Raw genomic sequence first — 20869 nt, 5'->3', positions numbered from 1 at the left:
CAGCAGGTCTCAGCAGGCTGCTTTATCCTCTTTTTTATGGAGGTTTTATGGAAAACAACGATTTTACAGAGGGCAGGATACTGTCCAAGCTGCTGAAGTTCATGCTGCCGGTGCTTCTGGCCATGTTCCTTCAGGCCATGTACGGAGCGGTTGACCTGCTGGTAGTGGGAAGATTTGCGGAAAAGGCTGATGTGTCGGCAGTATCAACGGGCTCGCAGATAGTGATGACGCTGACAAATATCCTGGTAAGCTTTTCCATGGGCATTACAGTTGCGGTTGGCCAGCGCATAGGACAGAAGCGTTCCGATGAAGCAGCCCGCACCATTGGAACGGGACTTGTTATATTTGCGGTTACGGGAGCTGTCCTTACCCTGCTTTGCTCATTGGGCGCGTCGGGACTTGCCCGGCTCATGCAGGCTCCCTCGGAGGCCTTTGACAAGACATCGGGTTACATAAGGATATGCGGCGGAGGCTTCCTTGTAATAACGGCCTATAATCTCCTTGGCAGCATTTTCAGAGGACTTGGTGATTCAAGGACGCCGCTGATAGCGGTGGGAATAGCCTGCGCTTTCAATATCATAGGCGACCTTCTGTTTGTGGCGGTGTTCCATATGGGGGCTTCGGGAGCTGCTCTTGCTACGGTAATGGCGCAGCTCATAAGCGTGGTCATATCATTTGTGATGATACGTCACAAGAAGCTCCCGTTTGAGTTCCACAGGGCTTACATAAAGCTTGTGAAAGGGTATGCGGCAATAATATTCCGTATAGGCACGCCCATAGCCCTTCAGGATTTCCTGGTGGGGATATCCTTCCTTGTTATGCTTGCCATTGTAAACCGTCTCGGAGTAACTGCCTCTGCGGGAGTCGGAGTGGCAGAGAAGGTATGCGTGTTCATAATGCTTGTGCCTCTTGCGTTCATGCAGTCAATGACCGCATTCGTAGCACAGAATTACGGAGCAGGTAAGATGAAACGCGCCCGTAAGGCTCTGAAAACAGGTGTTGCAGTGTCTTTTGCGTTCGGATTTGTCATGTTCCTGCTGACATTCTTCCGCGGAGACCTGCTTGCAGGCGTGTTCTCACATGATACCGACACGGTGAAGGCTGCATGGGACTACCTCAAGGCCTATGCCATAGACTGCCTGAACACCTGCTTCCTGTTCTGCTTTATCGGATACTACAACGGTATCGAAAAGACTGGATTTGTAATGCTTCAGGGGATATGCGGAGCCTTCCTCGTAAGGATACCCGTTGCTTTTCTTATGCAGAGGATAGGAGACGGTTCGCTGTTCCTGATAGGTATGTCCATACCCTGTTCCACGGTTTTACAGATAATCATGTGCTTTGCGGCGTATTTCTATTTCAGCGGCAAGGACAGACAGCTCCGCGGCGCAGACAGGGAATAGCGGCGATCTGAGGTATTTGCGCCATAATACAGAACAATTCGGAGGTTTCTATGAAAAAGTCCGTGAAATACACAGGCACAGCTGTGGATATACTGATGTATGCGATAATGCTGGTGCAGATGGTGTACGTCTTTACAGGCAACGTTATACACGAGCTCCTCGGCGCAGGGTTCTTCCTGTGCCTGATAATACACATGGCGATAAAGAGAAAGTACCTGCCTTCGATACCTAAGCTGAGGGGAAAGTCTGCCGTCAGGAGGTTTTCTGACGCTGTTATAATACTGCTCATGCTGTCTTCAGCGGCGCTTATGGTAAGCAGTATGGACGTGTCGAGGACTCTGCTGCCGCAGGTCAGCATTATCGGCAGCGCCGGGCTGCACACATACCTTGCAACGGCTGTGCTGGCACTTTCGGTGCTTCACGGAGGAATGCACGGTTATGCAAGGACGAAGAAAAAGAAGCGTGCGGCGCTGTTCATCGCACTGGGCTGTGTTGCGGCCATAGCTGTGGGACTTGCTCTTGTGCCGTATCTTAATCGTCATTACAAGACTGTGCGTATAGACTATTCCGAGGCTATAAGCGGCGATAAGGTGGAGCTGCACGGCGAAAAGCCCCTTGTGGTATACTTTACGAGGCTGGGCAATACAGACTTCAATGATGATGCGGACGCTGTATCGGGAGCCTCCCTGCTGCTGGCGGACGGCGAACTCATGGGCAGCGACCAGCTCATAGCGGATATGATAAGCAATGCTGTTGACTGCGACGTCAGGGCTATAACCCTTACGGGAGAAAAGTATCCTTCGGGCTACGGCGATACAGTCTCCGCGGCAGGCAAAGAGCTCCGCCAAAACGCAAGACCTCCCATAGAGGACATAGATATACGCGGATATGATAAGATAATACTGGTCTATCCTCTGTGGTGGGGGAGAGTGCCTATGCCTGTGGCGACCTTCCTTGAAGGTGCCGACTTCAGCGGCAAGGATATCTACCTGATAGCCACACAGGGCAGCAGCGGCTACGGAAGCAGCGTTGAGGACGTCCGCAAAATGGCTGCGGGAGCAGAGGTCCACAAGGTCATGAGCATATACTGCGACGATATCCCGTATTCAAGGGAGCGCATAGGCAGCTGGCTGAAGGAGCTGGCAGAAGAATGATCGTGACAAAAAATGTCCCCGGAGATTTCGGGGACATTTTTGTATTATCAGTATATGGGAAGTCCTGTGACCGGATCTATACCAGGAACGGAGGTGGTTATTATATCCTCCGCGGGAAATTCTATCACGGTCATCTCGGGTGTTGTGTATATATCCTTCATAGCTATTACCTCGATTCATTAGTATTTGCCCATCAGAGCGGGAACTGTGCAGAGCCTTCAACTATCACCTCGGGAGTGGTCAGAGCAACATTCTCATCTATTACCACATGACCGTAGATATCTGTAATCCTGAAGGTGTACGGACCTGCGCCCATAGCGCCCTTGTAATTGAAGTAGTTGTACTCCTCACGGGGAACGGTAACATACTCGCCGTCCTTGAGCACCTCAAAGGAGTAGATAGGATATCTCTGACCGAATACCTGCATCTCGAACCAGTACTGAGAAGCTCCTTTCTTGAATCTGTAGCTCATGGGTTTTTTGGCAGCGTCATCGAAGGGGATTATCTTCCATTCTATGTTCACTCTGCCTGCGCTCTTGTCGGCGATCTTCTCGAAGGCAGCGGGATCAAGGTCGATATCGCCCTTTGCGCCCTCGGGGAGCCTGTCCACTATGTAAACGTCCACCGTGCCCTTGGGGCCTTTTACCTCAACGTAGGCTCCTGCCAGCATAGCGGTGTCATAGTCCTCGGTATTCATTGCGGCATAGTAATGACCGCCTCTTACGTCGTTGAGCATGGCGTTTCCGAGATTATCGTCCGCCAGGTCGTAAAATGTGGCCTCGCCCGTATGAACGGTGCCCTTGGGCTCCAGCAGCCACTGAGGCTCCTGCTGCTGTCCCTGCACTGAAGCTGCTTTGCCGTAGGCGTAGAGAGCCTTGCAGACGTTGGCCAGCTTTTCATCATTGTCGGCGCAGGCTGCCGCAAGATACTGACAGGGATTGAAGTCGGCGGAAATGCTGCCGTTGGTGAAGGTGTAATCCTTGCTTATTCCCGAAGCAGGGATATCAAGGGATACCGTAACGAAGCTCTGACCGTTGGCGACTGCGGTCACAGCCTTTCCGTTGAAGGTGAAGCCCTCTATGAACTCCTTTGCCTCCTGTATGGAAGCCCCCTCGCTGCACTGGAAATACAGGGTGAGGCTTGTTTCCGAGCGGAGTGAAAGGTTCATTCCGTAATAGCTGACAGTTTTGCCCTCAAGCTGCGAATTGAATGCGTCCTTGTCGAATATGTCGCTGTCTATGGTAACGCCGCTTATCTCCGCACCAACTATATCGCCGTCAACGGGAGCATTGGCGTCAACTCCGAAATATGCCTGAGCTGCACCGCCGTATCTCAGCATAGCCTTTGCCAGGTCGTGATATGTGGAATATTCGCTGCTGTCAAGAAGGAGGTGCAGATAATCGCTGACTGAGACCTCCTGATTCAGCAGCACTTTACCGCCCTTTGATACGGTGACCTTATGTGGCTTATTCATATTCATTGCGAACACGTCGGTAGTGATGAGCCAGCCCTTGTCGGTCTTCTCCGGAGACTGAGGCGCGTCGTCAAGAGTGATGACGTAGTCATTGCGGTCTCCCTCAAGTGTAAGGTAGAAGGATATGCCTATCTTTGAACCTCCTGCGGAGAGTCCCATGTTGAGCGAGGCTTCCGGGATGCTCTCGGAGGACGATGTCCCGGCTGCCACAGCGGGAAGTGTCCGTGCTGCGGGGAGAGCATATCCTCCCACTGCTGCCGTTGCCGCAAGAACAGCCGACAAAGCTGCGGCGGCCAACCTGCCTGTGATGACTTTGTTTTTCTGCATAAAAACCTTCCTCTCCAAAAAATTTTACGCAATTACATGATCGGATGGGATCAATACCTGCGTCTTTTATAAGTATAACATAAAAATATATAAAAATCAAGAAGTTTTTTATGCAAAATCCTGTATAATTAACGGTGCTTAGTACAAGCTGTATATTATTCTGCCTCTTCATTCTCTGTATCATGACAGCAGAGCAGCTCCACCTCGTCGGCGGTCAGCTGACGGTACTCTCCCTCATTCAGTGAGGGATCCAGAGCAAGTCCGCCTATGCTTTCGCGGCGCAGGTAGAATATCCTGCACCCTATGGCTTCAAGCATACGCTTCACCTGATGCTTTCTGCCCTGACATATCGTGAGAGCGGCGGCAAAAGCGGGGCCGTCGGGGTTTTTCATGTACTTTTCGCGGCGCTCCGCGGGCATGAACTGCTCAAGGTCGCGGATACGGCATTTCCTTATCATGGAGAACTCCGCCCTGCCTGTGGTGAAGTCCGCCATGGGTATGCCCTTTTCCAGAAGCTGCTTCTTCCCGTTGTCGACGGTGCCGATGGCGTAGAAGAAATAGGTCTTGCTGACGTGCTTACGCGGCTGCATTATCCTCATATCCAGATCGCCGTCATCGGTCAGTATCAGCAGACCGCAGGTGTCCTTGTCAAGTCTCCCCACAGGGTGGAGCCTCTCCGCCAGTTCCGTGGGGAAGAAGTCCATGACCGTCCTGTGAACTGCGTCACGCCGTGCGGTTACGCAGCCGCGGGGCTTGTTGAGCATATAGTAAAGCATGGTATCAGCTCCGTTCCGAAATGTTAAAGTCCACCTATTATTATACAGTATACGTCTTAGGAATACAAGGCACAGGGGACATTAATTGTAAATCAGCAGAATATATGCTATAATAAATGCAAAAGCATTCATTATTTATTTATAAGCCCTTGCAGATAACTTGAAAAAATTTTTTCGAAAAAATGTGACACATGGGTGCTCTCGCTTGAATGTTATTTATGAAAGCACGATTTCCATGGAACACTTTCAGAGATCAGGAGGATAAATCATGACGGGTAAAGAATATACCAGCCTGTACAGAAAGTCGAAAGACAAGGCATATGACGCCCTGTTCGCAGCCTACTGCGACTATGTATACGCTATAGTTTACAACAAGCTGAGAAGCACTGCTTCCAGAGAGGATATAGAGGAATGTGTGAGCGATATCTTTGCGGACGTTTTCTTCGGCTACGATACGGAGAGCGATCATGAAGGCGACATGAAAGGATATATAGGGACTGTTGCAAAACGCCGCGCGATCAACGCCTTCCACAGCCTCACGGCGCGTAAAGGCCGTATAGCCGATGACGCGGAGGAGGAGCTTGTGAACATGGGCTCCGATACCGATATAGAAGCGGATTCGGATAAGGCGGAAACACGCAGTATACTCATAAAAAAGATCAGCGAGCTGGGCGAGCCCGATTCAACAATAATCCTTCAGAAGTATTATTATGACCGCTCATCTTCGGAGATAGCCAAGCTGCTTTCAATGAAGGCCTCCGCTGTAAGAATGAGAGCCGCAAGAGCTCTCGAGAAGCTCAGAGTCAAACTGGCGGACGACGGTATCAGACTATAAGGAGATGTGTATCATGAGAGAGAAGAGTGATCTTAATATGCTTGAAAACGCAGACGACAAGACAGTTGAGCTCCTTTCGGGAGTTCCTGTGCTCACAGACGAAGAAAAAGAGAGGATGCTGGCTATGAGTAAGAAGAAGCTGGATAAAATGAACAGAGAAAGTAATATAAACATCAATGAGGGAGCAGATCAGGTAAGCGGCGTGGAGCGCTACAGCAGACCCAAGTGGCGTATAGCAGCCACTGTGGCAGCCTGCTTTGTTATCGCAGGCGGCGTTGCCGGCACTGCTCTTGCGCTGGGAAAGAACCGCAGCTCATTCACTGATCCCATGACAGAGGTGACCACCACCATTGAGGCCACAACAGAGGCTCCCGCAACAGCTGCTGAGCCTACAGCTGCCGATCCCGAGGCAATGACCGACGAGGAGCTGAACGATGTAGCTGTATACCTGATCGACCGAATGAGCGATATCGACTCCATGGCCAGCGGAACAGGTGGATATATCGCCCCCGCAGCAGGTGAAACACAGACCTATAGGGACGCTGACGGCATGATCTATAAAAGAGTGGAGGGCTGCGATTCAACAGCTCCTGTTGAGGATTATCTCCGCAGCGTGCTTTCGGGCAGCCTTTATAAGTCCTACAGTGAGATGCTCCTCGGTGCAGAAAAACCCTATTACATTGAATACGACGGTATGCTCTATTACCGTGAGACCGTTAGAGAGGGCAGGTTCCATTTCACAGGCGATCCCGTGGTAAGCGACTACGCGGAAAAGACCTTCATTATCACGATAGATAACGAGATCCCCGGCTGTACCGAGACTATTAAGTTCTATGCAGCCCTGGACAACGGCGAATGGAAGCTTGATGATTATACTATTGCAGGAAGCGATCCTGCGGATACCGGCACAGGCTATACAGATGCTGAGCTTGAGCAAATAGCTGCGGATTCCACAAGGATTCTGAATGAGCTCTTTGACATGAGTTATGGCAGAGGTATAGAGACAGACTCCAACGATACTATCCTGTATAATGAAACAGAGGGATACTCAAAGGTTACAGACGAGAGAATTGCGTCAAATGACGACGTTGCTGACTTCATAGACCAGCGTGCCTGTGCAGAAATCAAGGATATGCTCTTAGCCACCATTAAGGGACAGAACCTTCCCGGCTGTCCGATCTTCCTTGAACAGGACGGAAAGCTCTATTGCTGGAATACCGAATTAAAGGGATTAAAGCTTGAAAGCAATATCAGTATAACGGAAGCCACCGATTCCTATATCAGCTTTGAAGCTGACATAGCGGATAATATGACTGAGATGCCGGGTTATGATGATATGATAATGGAGGGCGTTCTCAGACTGGATAACGGCAATTGGAAGCTTGCGGAATACAACGTAAGAACTCTGCCCCGTATAAGCTGAGTCGGATAAAAGTGTGTTCATACATGATATAAAAATATATGCTGAAGCGCCGCTGATAGGTCAGCGGCGCTTTTTGTCTGTTTCCGTTACAAAAAGCGACAAATTGATAACAAAGTCTGTCATGCTATTGATTATCGGAACGGTTTCTGCTATAATGAGTCTGGCAGAATAAAAGGGCAGAGGTCCCGACGCTCCCCGAAAGGGATACCATGTTATAAAGGAGAGGTGCAGCATGACAACGGATGTCAACAAGATCGCTCAGGAAGCCATAAACGCTATCTCGGAGAGGATAAAGAATCTTAACCGCCTGAATATTATCGTTGCGGGAAAGACAGGCGTGGGAAAAAGCACCCTTATAAATGCGGTGTTCCGCGACAAGCTGGCGGAGACAGGCATAGGAAGGCCTGTTACCAGCCACATGAGGAAGATAACCAAGAAGGGCGTGCCCCTTTCCATATACGATACCCGCGGCTTCGAGCTGGGCAAGGACGTCCAGAACGAGGTCAGGAAGGAGATCGCAGACACCATAAGCAGGGGACTGGCCTCAAACGACGTGAACGAGGTGATACACTGCATATGGTACTGTATCAATACCGCCTCCAACAGGATAGAGCCCGAGGAGATACAGTGGCTCAGGGAGATATCAAGCGAGAACGCCATAATGCAGGTGCCTATAATAGTTGTGCTCACCCAGTCCTTCTCAGAGGCAAACGCTCAGGAGATGAGGAACACTCTGCTCAACGAGAATCTGAACATAATCCAGGTGGTACCCGTGCTTGCGGAGAGCTATGAGATAAAGGGTCTGGGAACTGCTCCCGCATACGGTCTCGATGTGCTGATACAGGTGATGGAGGAGGCGCTCCCCGAGGAGCTGATGGATACTCTCCAGAACGTGCAGATAGCCTCGCTGAAGGCAAAAAAACTGAGAGCACAGGCAGCTGTGGCCACAGCGTCACTGGCGGCGGCAGGTGAGGGAGCTGCACCTCTGCCCTTTGCTGACTGTGCGATGATGATACCGACACAGCTCGGAATGATAGCGTCTATCACGGTGATATTCGGCTTTAATGTCAGCAAGAGCATAATAACCGCTCTGCTGTCCTCCACTATCGGCTCGGGAGGAGCTACGGTGCTGGGCAAGACAGTGGTCTCCAATATACTCAAGCTCATACCCGGAGCGGGCTCCTTTATAGGAGGAGCTATCTCGGCAGGCACCGCAGGAGTTATCACCGCGGCTCTGGGAGAGGCCTACATAGGCGTTATGGAGCTGGTGTTCAAGGGAGATATGAGCCTTGACGAGCTGGGCACCTCCAAGGGCAGGAAGGCCATGTCGGAGCTCTTCAGGAAAAAGCTGAAGGAGACAGAATAATACTACGGAAAGCAGGTGCGTTTATGCATACAAACGTTCTCGTCATAGACGACGAGCCCGAGCTTGCGGAATATACGGCCAAATACTTCAATATGTCGGGAGTCGATACCCGATTTGTGCTGAGCAGGCAGGAGGCGCTGGACTTCCTCGGTGAGAATACCTGCTCGCTGGTGCTGCTCGATATAAATTTAGGCGGCGATTCAGGCTTTGACCTGTGCAGGGAGATACGCAGCACCACGGATGTCCCTATATTCTTCATAAGCGCAAGGTCATCCGAGGACGATATGCTGCTGGCGCTGAGCATCGGCGGCGACGACTATATCTGCAAGCCCTTCTCTCTCGGAGTGCTCCTTGCAAAGGTAAAGGCTGTGCTGAAGCGCTATGAGGAAAAGGGCGGCAGTACATCGGACGAGGGGCTGATACAGCTGGGAAGCTCCTGCTTCGACATGAAGAAGGCGGCCGTAATCAGGGACGGCGTCAGCACGGGACTGAAAGCCATGGAGTACAAGCTGCTGGTGTATATGCTGAAAAACAGGGGCAGAGTCATACCCAAGGACGAGTTCTTCGAGAAGGTGTGGGAGACGGATTACGTCAGCGACGTGACGCTGAACGTCCATATCCGCCATCTCAGGGAGAAGATAGAGCAGGATCCCGGCGAACCCAGAGTCATAAAGACCATATGGGGCGTGGGCTTCATGCTGGAGGACGGCAATTGAAACGGCGTTATGTTATCATATACATAGTTTTCTTTTCGCTGATGAGCGCCATTATGTGTATGGCCGTCATGAGAGACGACAGTGCGGCCATGCCGCAGTATACCACGGAGATAAACAGGCTCCTTATCAGTATCGGTGAGGACTGGGAGGATATCTCGTCACGGGAAGGGGTATACGGCAGCAGCGGAGAGAAGTTCGATTATGCCGTAACAGACAATGACGGCAGACTGCTTTTCTGCACGAAGAAGGGAATGTCGGAGTCTGTCTCCGCAGCAACGGGCAGCTATGATATCATACGCGACATAGAAAGCGGCGGACAGGTGGTCGGCAAGCTGATCGTACACAATGACTATCCCGAACTGAGACGCAGGAGCGCCCGGAGGAACGCTGTTATGACAGGCGGTATGGCGGCGGCGATGCTGGCGGTGTCAGTGGGGTACTTCATATTCCTCAGAAGGAGAGTAATTGTGCCCTTCGCAAAGCTGAAGGGCTTTGCCGCAAGAATGGCGGCAGGCGATCTTGAAACCCCTCTGGAAATGGACAGGGGCAACATCTTCGGCGCATTTACGGAGAGCTTCGACATAATGAGGGAGGAGCTGAAGGCTTCGAGAAAGCGTGAGGAGGCTGCCGTAAACAGCCGAAAGGAGCTCATAGCAGAGCTGTCTCACGATATAAGGACGCCTGTTTCCTCCATAAAGGCCATGACTGACTACCTTGAGCTGGTGTCGGAGGACAGCGAGCAGAAGGAGACCCTTTCCGCAATAAACGGAAAGGCCGATCAGATAGACAGGCTGGTGTCAAATCTGTTCCATGCGGCTCTGGAGGAGCTGGAGCAGCTGGAGGTCTCTCCCGAGGAGCTTGCTTCCACCGGGCTGGAGCGCATCATCGCCGACAGCGATCCCCTCAGGAAGGTAAAGAGCTCAGACATAAAGGAATGTGTAATATACGCCGACAGGCTCAGGCTGGAGCAGGTGGTGGGGAACATAATCTCCAATTCCTATAAATACGCGGATACGGATATTACCGTCACCAGCTTTATCGAGGACGGCTTCTTTGTTGCGGAGATATCCGACAGAGGCGGCGGAGTCCCCGACGATGAGCTGGAGCTCATAACGGAGAAGTTCCGCAGAGGCTCCAATGCCGCAGGCAAGGACGGCTCGGGCATAGGACTGTATATATCGGGCTATCTCATGGATAAAATGGGCGGAGAGCTGCTGTGCCGCAATAACGGCGAGGGCTTTACGGTGTCGCTGCGTCTGAGACTGGTTTAAAGAACTGTTAAAGAATACAGGGGCGATTTAAAGAACGATTAAAGAACTGACAAAGATTTTACGGAAATCATATGCTATAATAAGGTCATGCAGCAGAGAGCTGTATGGCCTTTATCTTTTTTCGGGGAGGACGCTATGGAGAACAGGGAAGTCATAATAAGCACGGAGAAGCTCTCAAAGAGCTTTTCAGTGGGCGGAAAACAGCAGCACGTCATAAAGAATCTTGATATGGAGATATACAAAGGGGATTTCACCGTTATCATGGGAGCTTCGGGAGCAGGAAAATCTACGCTGCTGTATACGCTTTCGGGGATGGACAAGCCGACTCTCGGCAAGATAAACTACTGCGGCGAGGAAATAACGGGCATGACCGACGATCAGCTGGCGGTGTTCCGCAGAAAGCACTGCGGCTTCGTATTCCAGCAGATACACCTTGTGGACAGCATGAGCCTTATGGATAACGCCATAAGCACGGGTATGCTCACCGGTCAGAAGCAGAATGCGCTGAAGAAAAAGGCTCTGGGACTGTTTGAGAAAATGGGCATAGACGAAAGCCTTGCGAAGAAGTTTCCGGCGCAGATATCGGGCGGTGAGGCGCAGCGTGCGGCAATGGTGCGCGCTCTCATAAACGATCCCGATATAGTCTTTGCGGACGAGCCCACAGGCGCTCTCAACAGCGCGGGCGTAAAGGCAGTGCTCGATGTGCTGACGGATATAAACGATTCGGGGCAGTCGGTGGTGATGGTTACTCACGATATCAAGTCAGCACGCCGCGGCAATCGCATAATTTATCTTCAGGACGGCGGTATAATGGGAGAGTGCAGGCCCGGCAGGTATGAGAGCGGAAACAAGGAACGTCACGAGAGGATAAGGAAATTTCTGGAGGAGATGGGATGGTAAAGCTTATAAAGTCTGGCTTCCGCAAGGACAGGGCTGTGCTCATCGTGTTCCTGCTCATAATAACCGTATCCACAATGCTGCTGCATACGGGTATGCTGGTGTCCACCTATCCGCGGCTTTATGACGAATATGTAAAAGAGGACGGACTTGCGGACTATCTGATGTTTACGGCGGCCGATGAGGACACCATAGAGAGAGCTCTTGACAGCATCGGGGATATAACGGAGTATCATTCGGAGGAAACTGTCATTATCCACAACCTGACGGTATACTCGGAAAAGACAGGGAAAGAAAAGGAGAACAAGAGCCTGTATATACAGAGAATGGGAGACAATGCAGGCTATGACAGGCTCAGATTCCTGGAGCGTGACGACAGCGTGAGCGGCAGAAAGCTTTACCTCAATCTGCGTACGGCCTACAGCAACAACCTGTGCGTCGGGGACAACGTCAGGCTGGATACCCCTGTGGGAAGCTATGAATATACCGTTGCAGGCATATATCAGCACCTGCTTATGGGAAACTACTATTACTACCTTTTGGCAATGGTGGACGATGACAGCTTCAGGGAGCTTCAGGAGGCGAAAAGAGAAACATATCCCGGGGAGGATCGGATAGTGTACGTCAAGTGCAGTGACGGCACCGATCCCGAGGCCAGCCTTAAAAATGCGCTTGATAAGCTCCGCGGAGACAACGGCGAAGGCGCTGACGGATATACAAGGATACTGGGCAGGAACGGATATACCGTCATAGTCAACATACTTGCAGGCTTCATGGCGGCATTTGCCCTGATAATGATAACTATATGTATCTGCATGATAGTTTTCACCGTCAACAACAATATCAGCAGGGATATCAGGAATATCGGCGCTCTCCGTGCAGTAGGGCATACCGTGGGCCAGATAAGGTCTGCGCTGATATCGGAATATGTCATTCTCGGACTTACGGGAACGGTCATCGGTATCATACTTTCCTATGTGCTTTTCCCTGTGATAGAGTATCTGTACATCAGGGAGATATCGGGCATTGTATGGAAAAACAGGTTCTGTCCCGTCATCACCGCGTCGGTCCTTGCGGGTATACTTGCAGTGGTGATAGCGGCGGTAATAGTATCGACTGTGAAGATAAAGAAGCTCCACCCCGCAACGGCTCTGAGATTCGGACTGAAGTCAAACAGCTTCAAAAAGAATCATCTGCCTCTCAGCGAGACAAAGGGAGAGCTGAACATACTGCTGGCGCTGAAAAGCTCCCTTCAGAACATGGGACAGAATATGATAATCTTCCTTGTCATCACCGCTGTGGCGTTCGTGACGCAGTTTTCGGCTACGCTCTATTACAATGCCAAGGTGGATATAACCAATTTTCAGCGCATGATACAGGGAGACACTCCCGACGCGTATGTTGATCTGAACGACAGCTCATACGAAACGGCCGTCAGGGTCAGGGATGAGATAGAAAAGGTCGACGGGGTATCTCAGGTCTACGGACTCTGGTCGGCAACGGCGTACATAGAGGGTTCCGACGTTATGCTGATATACGTTACCGATCCCGATAATGTCTACTGCGGCGTTTATGAAGGGGATATCATGCGTGAGGACAACGAGGCGGTGCTGGGAAGCACTGTTGCGGAAAAGCTGGGAGTCGGCGTAGGAGACGAGGTAGTCGTGGATTATAACGGAAAAAGCGCAAGATACCTTATAACGGGACTTCAGCAGTCCGTTATGAACAGCAGGATATATGTGACGGACGGCGCCGCACGGAAGCTCGGCGTGGATACGGTCTACGGAGACCTCAGAGTAAGAGTGGACGACGCAGACGCCGGGAAGGTGGACGAGGTGCTTGAAAGGATAGATGCTCTCGGCGACAGCGCTGTAGCAGGTACGCGCAACGACTTCAGGAGACAGAGAAGCAAGGATAATATGCCTGTATTTGCGGTGAGCTTTATAGTTATGATAATGATACTGCTCAGTATAGCTACGGTGGTGCTTGTCATAAGGCTGCTGCTCAAGACGGTGTTCATAAAAAAGGAGAAGGAATTCGGCATAAAGAAGGCTGTGGGCTTTACCAGTACACAGCTCAGGTATCAGCTTTCGCTTTCGCTGATGCCCACGACCGTGCTGGCAGCCGCTGCGGGCTCGGTGCTGGGCTACTTCATGATGAATCCGCTGTTCACCCTGATACTGAGCGGATACGGAGTTATGAACGCCGACCTTATCACAAAGCCGCTGCTGATAATAGTTTCGGCAGCTGCGGTGACGCTGCTGGTGTTCGTATTCAGCTTCGTGATGTCGGGAAAAATGAAAAAGATATCGGCGTACAGGCTCATTCAGGAGTGATACCGAACCTTGCCGGTTTGAAGGGGCGCCGTCGGGCGTCCCTTCTGTTTTTGCACATAAAGCGGACGGATGCTGCCTGCCGCTTAGTTTTTACACCCCCTTGACAGATGTGATATAATGATACTGTGCGCACAGCGCCCTTTCCGTATCACCAAACAATTAACAAAAAATTCACAAAAATTCTTCCATTAATCTCGTCTTAAATCTGTCTTTATAAGTGAAGGGGGTGGAACTATGGAAGATACACAGATCATAGAGCTCTATTTCCAACGCTCCGAGGACGCTGTTATCGAGACAAAGAAAAAATACGGCGCTTACTGTAATACCATAGTCTGCGGTATACTGAAGAATACCGAGGACGCTGAGGAGTGCCTGAACGATGCGTACCTGAAGCTCTGGAAAACTATCCCGCCTGTAAAGCCCCACAGCCTGAAGGCTTATATCGGCAGGATAGTCAGGAATTCCGCCCTGAGTGCATATGAAAGGATCCATGCCGTAAAAAGAGGCTCCGATACCGTAAAGGTTGCTCTTGACGAGCTTGCGGAGTGCATACCCGACAGCAGCTGCGATATGACAGAGGAGCTGGAATTGCAGGAATGCCTTGAAGGCTTCCTCAGAAGGCTGCCAAAGACAGACAGGATCATATTCCTGCGCCGTTACTGGTATATGAGCCCCATAAAAGAAATTGCAGAAGATCATGGACTTAAAGAGACAAAGGTGGTTTCTGTGCTGAGAAGGACAAGGAACCGTCTGAAGCGTTACCTGGAGAGGGAGGGGATGAGTTTATGAAGCAGATGCGCATACTGAAAACACTTAACGGCATAAGCGACGATCTTATCGAGGAGGCTTCTCCCGATAATCCGAAGAAAAAAGCCGTAAAGCCCATATGGAAGCCATGTCTTGCCGCGGCCTGTGCCATAGCGGCTCTGACAGCGGGGGGAGTCCTGGGATATAAAAATTTTGATCGCAGTGAAGAAGCCTTTATCAAGTCTGATGAAGCTTCAGTCACCGTGACAGCCGAAAATGCAAAAGAATACGGCCTGGGAGGCGGCGGAAACATTGCAACAGACCAAAAGGAGAAGACTACCGTTATGACTACCGAAGCAACAAGACAGCAGAAGCCCGTGTATGATATTTCTCTTTCATGCGCGGAAAATGAGATAAAGGCGGCAGAAGGGAAAAAGCCTGTACGCTTTACGGCGGAGGTGCCTGCCGGTGCTTCCGGTGTCTTTCTTATAGGCAGTGAGGACGGAAGCAGAACGGAAATGCTTGACGATGCCGATAATGCAGTCAGCGGCGACGATATGCAGGGGGACGGAGTTTTCAGCTGTATGCTGGATATCGACCTGTCCGTGCCTGCGGAATACACATTCTGTGCCGAATGCACCTCTGGAGGCAGCACCCTCCGGTCGAATGAGGTCACCGTAACTGTGTATAAGACCTTCGATAAGTCAGAGGTCTCCGATATCAAGGAGGTAAACAGAGCAGTATCGGAGCTGATGAAAAGCGAAGGATTCAAGGCTCTGTCAAGAGAGGAAAAGGTATCAAGGGCCTGCGAACTGCTGAACGAGCTGGCTGATAACGGAACGGAAGATGCTCCTCACAGCCTTGTCCGCAAGGACAGCATAACCGTATCCGATTCAAATTATGTGATAACCTACAGATATTCAAATGGTGTGATTGCTGTTATAGATCTTTCTGAAAAAAACGATCTGATATCCTGATGATCATTACTTCTCATTTTTATTCTTCTTTCCGCGCAGAGCTCTTGTGCCCTGCGCGGACTTTTTTACGCTGATACGTTGATTAAGGCTAACGCGTCTTTGTGATGTACGAATAAACCGGCAGCATTTTAAATGAGCAGTTTTGTGCGATGTGACGTTTTATATTTTATTTTCAAAAAGATTGTTGACATGGAGAATTCAACGGTATATAATGGATTCAGCGCTTTATGATCAGATCACTTATTCAAGAAAACTTCCCGCATTAAGATTCAGCAATTGTAGTATTATCAATTCTTACACCAAAGGAGCGTGATAGGAACGCGCACAGGTGCGTTTATTTTTTTGCCGTTTTACGGCTGCACCACCCCCTTTCAGAGCCATACGGCTCCTTGATGCGGCCATTTGTATGATATGATTATATTTGTTTGTTTCCGTGCGAGCTGCTTTCAGGATAGGCTGATCCCTGATACATATTGCCGCACATAATTTATCTTATTTTAAAAAACACTAACTATCAAAAGGAGTAAAAATGGGAACAAGCAAATTTATGAGACGTGCTGCCAGCGGTATCCTCAGCGCAGCACTGGTGACCACATTCGTTCCGGCTGCTATATTCGCACACGCAGCTGATGTAACAGTTTACAGCTATGACGGATATGATGTGACATATTCCGTTGAGCAGTCATGGACAGGCGCACAGAGTATCTGTGTTACCCTCACAAACACAGGCGATGAGCCCATACTCAACTGGGCTCTCAAGTATGACCTCGAAGGAACACCCACATATATGTGGAATGCATCTGTATACAGCAATGAGGATTCAGAGTATATCGTAAAGAACCTCGGCTGGAACTATGAGGTAGCTCCCGACCACAGCGTAAGCTTCGGCTATATCCTCGCAACCGAGGAAGAGGCTGTCGCTCCCACAGCATTCGAGCTCTGCAGCCAGCGTGTTGATGTTACAGAGGACTACGATGTAAGCGTGAACTACACCGACGAATGGAACACGGGTATGCGCGGTGAGGTAACTATAACCAACAACACCGACGCTCCCCTTGAGGCATGGACACTTGCCTTTGATACCAACTTCACAATAACCGATCTCTGGGATGCAAGGCTAATAGGCACTGAGGATAACAGATATACGGTTGCAAGCACATTATGGACAAATGCTATCCCCGCAGGCGGAAGCGTCACCTTCGGCTTCGTAGGCAATGTTGCCGACAAGGGTGATGACTACACCGCTACAGTTGATAACTACAAGCTTACATCAGTTGTTATCGATCCCGAGGATAAGCCCCAGCCCACTGAGGATCTTGTACTCTCCGCAAGCGAGAAGGAGATCCATAAGTCAGCAGGCACAAAGACAGTATACTTCTACGCTCAGACAGAGCTTGACGTAACCTCTGTTACACTTTATGACGCTTCAACAGATTCCGTTGTTGCTTCTATGCTCGACGACGGCAAATTCAGCGTCAGCGGCGACGATATGCAGGGCGACGGCATCTACAGCTGCAAGCTGGATCTGGATATTTCCGCAAAGAAGGATTACAGCTTCGTTGCAAAGGGAACCGACGCTGACGGCGATTATATCTCCAACGATATCGCTGTAGTGGTTTATGAGGACTTCTCAGACGACCAGAAGGCTTGTATTCAGGAAGTAAAGAACGCTATATCAGGCCTTATCAACAGCGACAGCTTCCATGCTCTTCCTATTGAGGAAAAGGTTGCACAGACACAGGCTCTTCTCGAAAGCCTTTCTGAGAACGGCACAGAGAACAAGCCCTTCAGCCTTATCAAGGAAGGAAGCATCCGTTATAACGAAGCAAGCAAGGTATTCACCTTCAAGTATCCCTCAGGCATCATCAGCGTTGTTAAGCTTGATGAAGTAGGCGCGGGCTCAACACTCGGCGGTTCTTCTGTCGTTTCAGAGACTGATCTTGTACTCACTGCACCTATTGCAGACGGCGTGCCCGCAGGCAGCGTAGACGCAAAGGTATTCAATGCAGTATCTCCCCAGATCTCTGTCCCCGAAAGTCTTTTTGACGGTTGGGAGGATCTCGGCGCTTCAGTATCATATGATGATACAGTTACAGTTGATGAGCTCAAGTCAGAGCTTACAGGCAAGGAGATTACTTATATCGTAATGCACGGCCTCTATGCTGATTTTGATGAGATCGGAACAACTACCATTATGCTCACAAATGAGATCTGCTCGGAAGATAACATCGATGCTCATTCTCATGACTGGGAAGAGGACAGGATCTCTGCTATAATGACAGAGGATTCGGAAGATCCCTACTATGTTGTTCTTCCCAAGCTGTTCAGCGATTACTACAGCGGCGGAAAGCTCGATGATTCTGTTGTAGCTCTCTGTACCTGCGAGAGCTTCGGTGCAGGCGCTGATTACTTCTACGGTCTGGGCGATGCTTTCATCAACTCAGGTGCAAGCGCAGTTTTAGGCTTCCACAATTCTGTTTATGCTGATTATGCTATCCCCTTTGCTGTTGATCTCTTTGAGGATATGCTCTCAGGTGATACAGTTGGTACTGCTTATTCAAACTGCATTTCCACATACGGCAGTGATGACGGAGATGGCGGTACTCCTGTTTTATATGGTGACGGCGATGCTCTTATCGACACAGGTAACCTTATAAACGGCGATTTTGAAAAGACATTATGGCCGCTCACAACACTCAACCTCTTTATTCCCGGCTGGAAGAAGGGCGGAGATGCAAGAGTTATTACTCAGCTCGGATCTATCGATACTATAAGCAATAATCGTATGGCTATCCTCACAACAGGTGTAGGCTCAGGTGAGAATGTCTACATCAGCGGCGGTACAGAGGGAAGCTATCTCTCACAGACCTTCAAGATCCCCGAGGGCGCAGAGACACTCAGCTTCTACTATGACTTCGTATCAGAGGAGCCTATGGAGTATGTAGGTTCACAGTATGATGACAGATTCTATGCTACTATCTACGACGTAAACGATGTTGAGGTCCTTTCTGCTGCATACGAGTCGGTAAACACTTCACAGTGGACTCCTGTAAGCGGCATCGATTTCGACGGCGGTGACCACACCTGCTACGAGACAGGCTGGAAGAAGGTCAATATCGACGTAAGCCAGTGCGTAGGCAAGTACATCTCACTGAGATTCAGCGTAACAGACGTTGGTGATTCCATCTATGATACAGCTGTTCTCATCGACAACGTTTCTTTCTCATAAGAAATGACAACGGACATCAGGTCCGCTGAAAGGATATCCCCCTGTGTATGCAGGGGGATATTTTTATGCAGCGTCTGTTGCTATTTTCAGGCTCATATGATATAATTATGAAAAGGAGATGAGAAGATGCTTTATCCCAAGAATGCTGTAAAAAGGCTTGCGGCAGCGGCGTGTGCCGTTGTGACGGCGGCGTGTCTGTCCTCCTGCACCATGACCGAGATACCCGAATGGGAGGAGGTACACGAGACGGAGGTGCCGCCGAAGATACTGTTCCTGGGGGATTCCATAGCCTCGGGCTACGGACTGGAGGGCTATGCCTCCGATGATCTCTACCACTGCCGCTCCTATGCGAATATACTGGGCGAGAGGTATACTGCCCAGCTGGAGGGCCAATGCGGACATACCATGGTCAACAGGGCTGTGTCGGGAGATACGTCCGATGACTTCATAGAGTTGCTGAAAAGCGGAGAGCTTGACACGGACCTTGCCGACAGCGACGCCGTTGTGGTATCCATCGGCGGCAACGACCTGCTGGATATAATGCTTGCACTTATAATGAGTCTGGGAGTTGACGAGAGCGGTACATTCGATTCGGGCAGATTCGATCTGTTCAGCGCTGCAACTGCTTTTATGACCATGGACGGCGATGTGGACAGGGCTCTCGATCACTTCAGCGACAATATGGCGGTGATCTCCGAGGAGCTGCTGAAGCGGACGGAGGGAAAGGTCTTTATCCAGACTCTGTACGATCCTCTGGAGTATTACAGCGATTTCAGCATGGTGACCGAGTTCTCCGACGAGAAGATAGGCAGGCTCAACACCATAATCACAAAGAACGCTGCAAGGGGCTACAGAGTCATAGACGTTGCCTCGGATTTCAAGGGGCGTGCGGGAGAGCTCACACGCATAGGACAGTTCGATATCCACCCCAATGCGGCCGGACATGAGGCCATTGCGGAGACCGTGGACAAGACGCTCCGTACAACGGGCTTCAGCTATGTGACTGTGGAGCACGGCGAAAAGCAGCTTACCGCCGACGGAAAAAAGGCGCTGGCAGGCGGCATAGTGGGAGCTGATGTACTTCTCACAGCCGCAGTCATACTCACGGTAGTCCTTATAAAAAGAAAGCGCAGGAGCAGGGAATAGTATGAGGGATATCTTTATTGACGATGATTTCGCCCTCGGCGGCTTTACCTCGGGAGACAGCGGCATATGGACAAGAGAAAGCGCGGATATGCCGCCTACTGACGATTATACCGAGCTGAGCCGCAGTCTGGGCGTTCCCTTTGAGCATATGGTGAGACCCTATCAGGCAGGGGGGACGACTGTGGCGGAGGTTTCATTCCGTCACGGCGGCAGCGGCATAATCAAGGACAACGAGCTGAAGAAGACGGACGGCCTTGTGACCGCACAGCGCGGTCTCATGCTGACGGTCATAGCCGCTGACTGCGTTCCCATATACCTTGCCGATAACGAGGCGGCAGTAATAGGTCTGCTGCACTGCGGAAGGCAGGCGGCGGCAGGAGAGCTCCTCGGCAGCGGCATAAGCCTTATGGAGAAGCTGGGCGCTTCTGCGGAAAGGCTCAGCATGACCATAGGTCATCACATATGCGGCAGCTGCTACGAGGTAGGCGAGGAGGTCACGGGCGAGTTCACAGGCAGCTTCACGGAGGCGGAGCTGGGGAATATATTCCGCAGGAAAGACGGGAAACTGTATCTTGACCTTGCGGCGGCGCTGACATACAAAGCGGAAAGTTACGGCATAGCTTCTGACAGGATATTCCGCACATCGGTATGCACTTGTCACGGCAGAGGCTTTTATTCCTACAGGCGCGGTGACAGAGGCAGACAGGATCTTGCATTCTTTATGATGAAATAGAACGGCGGCATGAGTGCTCATGCTGCCGTTTTCTGTTGACAAAGGGGCGGAGCTCCTAT

General features: G+C 50.6%; 16 protein-coding genes. 14 read left to right on the top strand and 2 right to left on the bottom strand.

From position 1 onward, the window contains the following. Positions 1 to 47 precede the first annotated feature (47 nt). Positions 48 to 1403 (top strand): MATE family efflux transporter, encoded by a 1356-nt coding sequence (locus tag Q0Y65_RS05120; RefSeq protein ID WP_297957890.1) that lies wholly within the window; start codon positions 48 to 50, stop codon positions 1401 to 1403. A 50-nt stretch (positions 1404 to 1453) separates the two neighbouring features. Then, a complete protein-coding gene (locus tag Q0Y65_RS05115; RefSeq protein ID WP_297957888.1) occupies positions 1454 to 2557 on the top strand; it encodes a flavodoxin in 1104 nt (367 codons plus the stop codon). Positions 2558 to 2750: 193 nt separating this feature from the next. Here the strand turns inward: Q0Y65_RS05115 and Q0Y65_RS05110 are convergent, their stop codons facing one another. Together Q0Y65_RS05110 and Q0Y65_RS05105 are read right to left on the bottom strand one after the other, a co-directional pair. Further along, positions 2751 to 4358, bottom strand: coding sequence for an expansin EXLX1 family cellulose-binding protein (locus Q0Y65_RS05110; protein WP_297957886.1), 1608 nt, complete (start codon positions 4356 to 4358; stop codon positions 2751 to 2753). A 155-nt stretch (positions 4359 to 4513) separates the two neighbouring features. Next, positions 4514 to 5134 (bottom strand): pseudouridine synthase, encoded by a 621-nt coding sequence (locus Q0Y65_RS05105; RefSeq protein ID WP_297957883.1) that lies wholly within the window; start codon positions 5132 to 5134, stop codon positions 4514 to 4516. A gap of 268 nt (positions 5135 to 5402) precedes the next feature. Here Q0Y65_RS05105 and Q0Y65_RS05100 point away from each other — a divergent pair, with 268 nt between their 5' ends. The 12 genes from Q0Y65_RS05100 to Q0Y65_RS05045 all read left to right on the top strand — a co-directional run bounded on the left by Q0Y65_RS05100 (position 5403) and on the right by Q0Y65_RS05045 (position 20810). After that, entirely contained in the window at positions 5403 to 5969 is a 567-nt protein-coding gene (locus Q0Y65_RS05100) for an RNA polymerase sigma factor (RefSeq protein WP_297957881.1), read from the top strand. Positions 5970 to 5982: 13 nt separating this feature from the next. Then, on the top strand, positions 5983 to 7392 hold the full coding sequence (locus Q0Y65_RS05095) for a hypothetical protein (protein ID WP_297957880.1): 1410 nt from the start codon (positions 5983 to 5985) through the stop codon (positions 7390 to 7392). Between the two features lie 232 nt (positions 7393 to 7624). Next, a complete protein-coding gene (locus Q0Y65_RS05090; RefSeq protein WP_297957879.1) occupies positions 7625 to 8758 on the top strand; it encodes a YcjF family protein in 1134 nt (377 codons plus the stop codon). Between the two features lie 23 nt (positions 8759 to 8781). Beyond that, on the top strand, positions 8782 to 9474 hold the full coding sequence (locus tag Q0Y65_RS05085; RefSeq protein WP_297957878.1) for a response regulator transcription factor: 693 nt from the start codon (positions 8782 to 8784) through the stop codon (positions 9472 to 9474). Beyond that, positions 9471 to 10745 carry a HAMP domain-containing sensor histidine kinase gene (locus Q0Y65_RS05080; protein WP_297957876.1) on the top strand — a complete coding sequence of 425 codons (1275 nt, stop codon included), beginning with the start codon at positions 9471 to 9473 and terminating at the stop codon, positions 10743 to 10745. Before Q0Y65_RS05085 ends, Q0Y65_RS05080 begins: the two co-directional genes overlap by 4 nt. 135 nt (positions 10746 to 10880) lie before the next feature. Further along, entirely contained in the window at positions 10881 to 11645 is a 765-nt protein-coding gene (locus tag Q0Y65_RS05075) for an ABC transporter ATP-binding protein (protein ID WP_297957874.1), read from the top strand. After that, the gene (locus Q0Y65_RS05070) at positions 11639 to 13978 is read left to right on the top strand and encodes an ABC transporter permease (protein ID WP_297957872.1); all 2340 of its coding nucleotides are present in this window, start codon (positions 11639 to 11641) and stop codon (positions 13976 to 13978) included. The genes Q0Y65_RS05075 and Q0Y65_RS05070 overlap by 7 nt, the downstream gene beginning before the upstream one ends. Positions 13979 to 14212: 234 nt before the next feature. Continuing rightward, positions 14213 to 14767, top strand: coding sequence for an RNA polymerase sigma factor (locus Q0Y65_RS05065; RefSeq protein WP_297957870.1), 555 nt, complete (start codon positions 14213 to 14215; stop codon positions 14765 to 14767). Continuing rightward, a complete protein-coding gene (locus tag Q0Y65_RS05060; RefSeq protein WP_297957868.1) occupies positions 14764 to 15702 on the top strand; it encodes a hypothetical protein in 939 nt (312 codons plus the stop codon). Before Q0Y65_RS05065 ends, Q0Y65_RS05060 begins: the two co-directional genes overlap by 4 nt. 529 nt (positions 15703 to 16231) lie before the next feature. Next, a complete protein-coding gene (locus Q0Y65_RS05055; RefSeq protein WP_297957867.1) occupies positions 16232 to 18931 on the top strand; it encodes a cellulose binding domain-containing protein in 2700 nt (899 codons plus the stop codon). A gap of 126 nt (positions 18932 to 19057) precedes the next feature. Beyond that, on the top strand, positions 19058 to 20077 hold the full coding sequence (locus tag Q0Y65_RS05050) for an SGNH/GDSL hydrolase family protein (protein WP_297957865.1): 1020 nt from the start codon (positions 19058 to 19060) through the stop codon (positions 20075 to 20077). A gap of 1 nt (position 20078) precedes the next feature. Then, positions 20079 to 20810: a polyphenol oxidase family protein gene (locus Q0Y65_RS05045; RefSeq protein WP_297957863.1), complete on the top strand. Its 732-nt coding sequence runs from the start codon at positions 20079 to 20081 to the stop codon at positions 20808 to 20810. Positions 20811 to 20869 lie beyond the last annotated feature (59 nt).

The sequence above is a fragment of the uncultured Ruminococcus sp. genome (assembly GCF_947301925.1).
GTDB lineage: Bacteria > Bacillota > Clostridia > Oscillospirales > Ruminococcaceae > Ruminococcus.
Note: the sequence above shows the minus strand (reverse complement) of the source record. Positions and strands in the feature narration are given on the sequence as shown.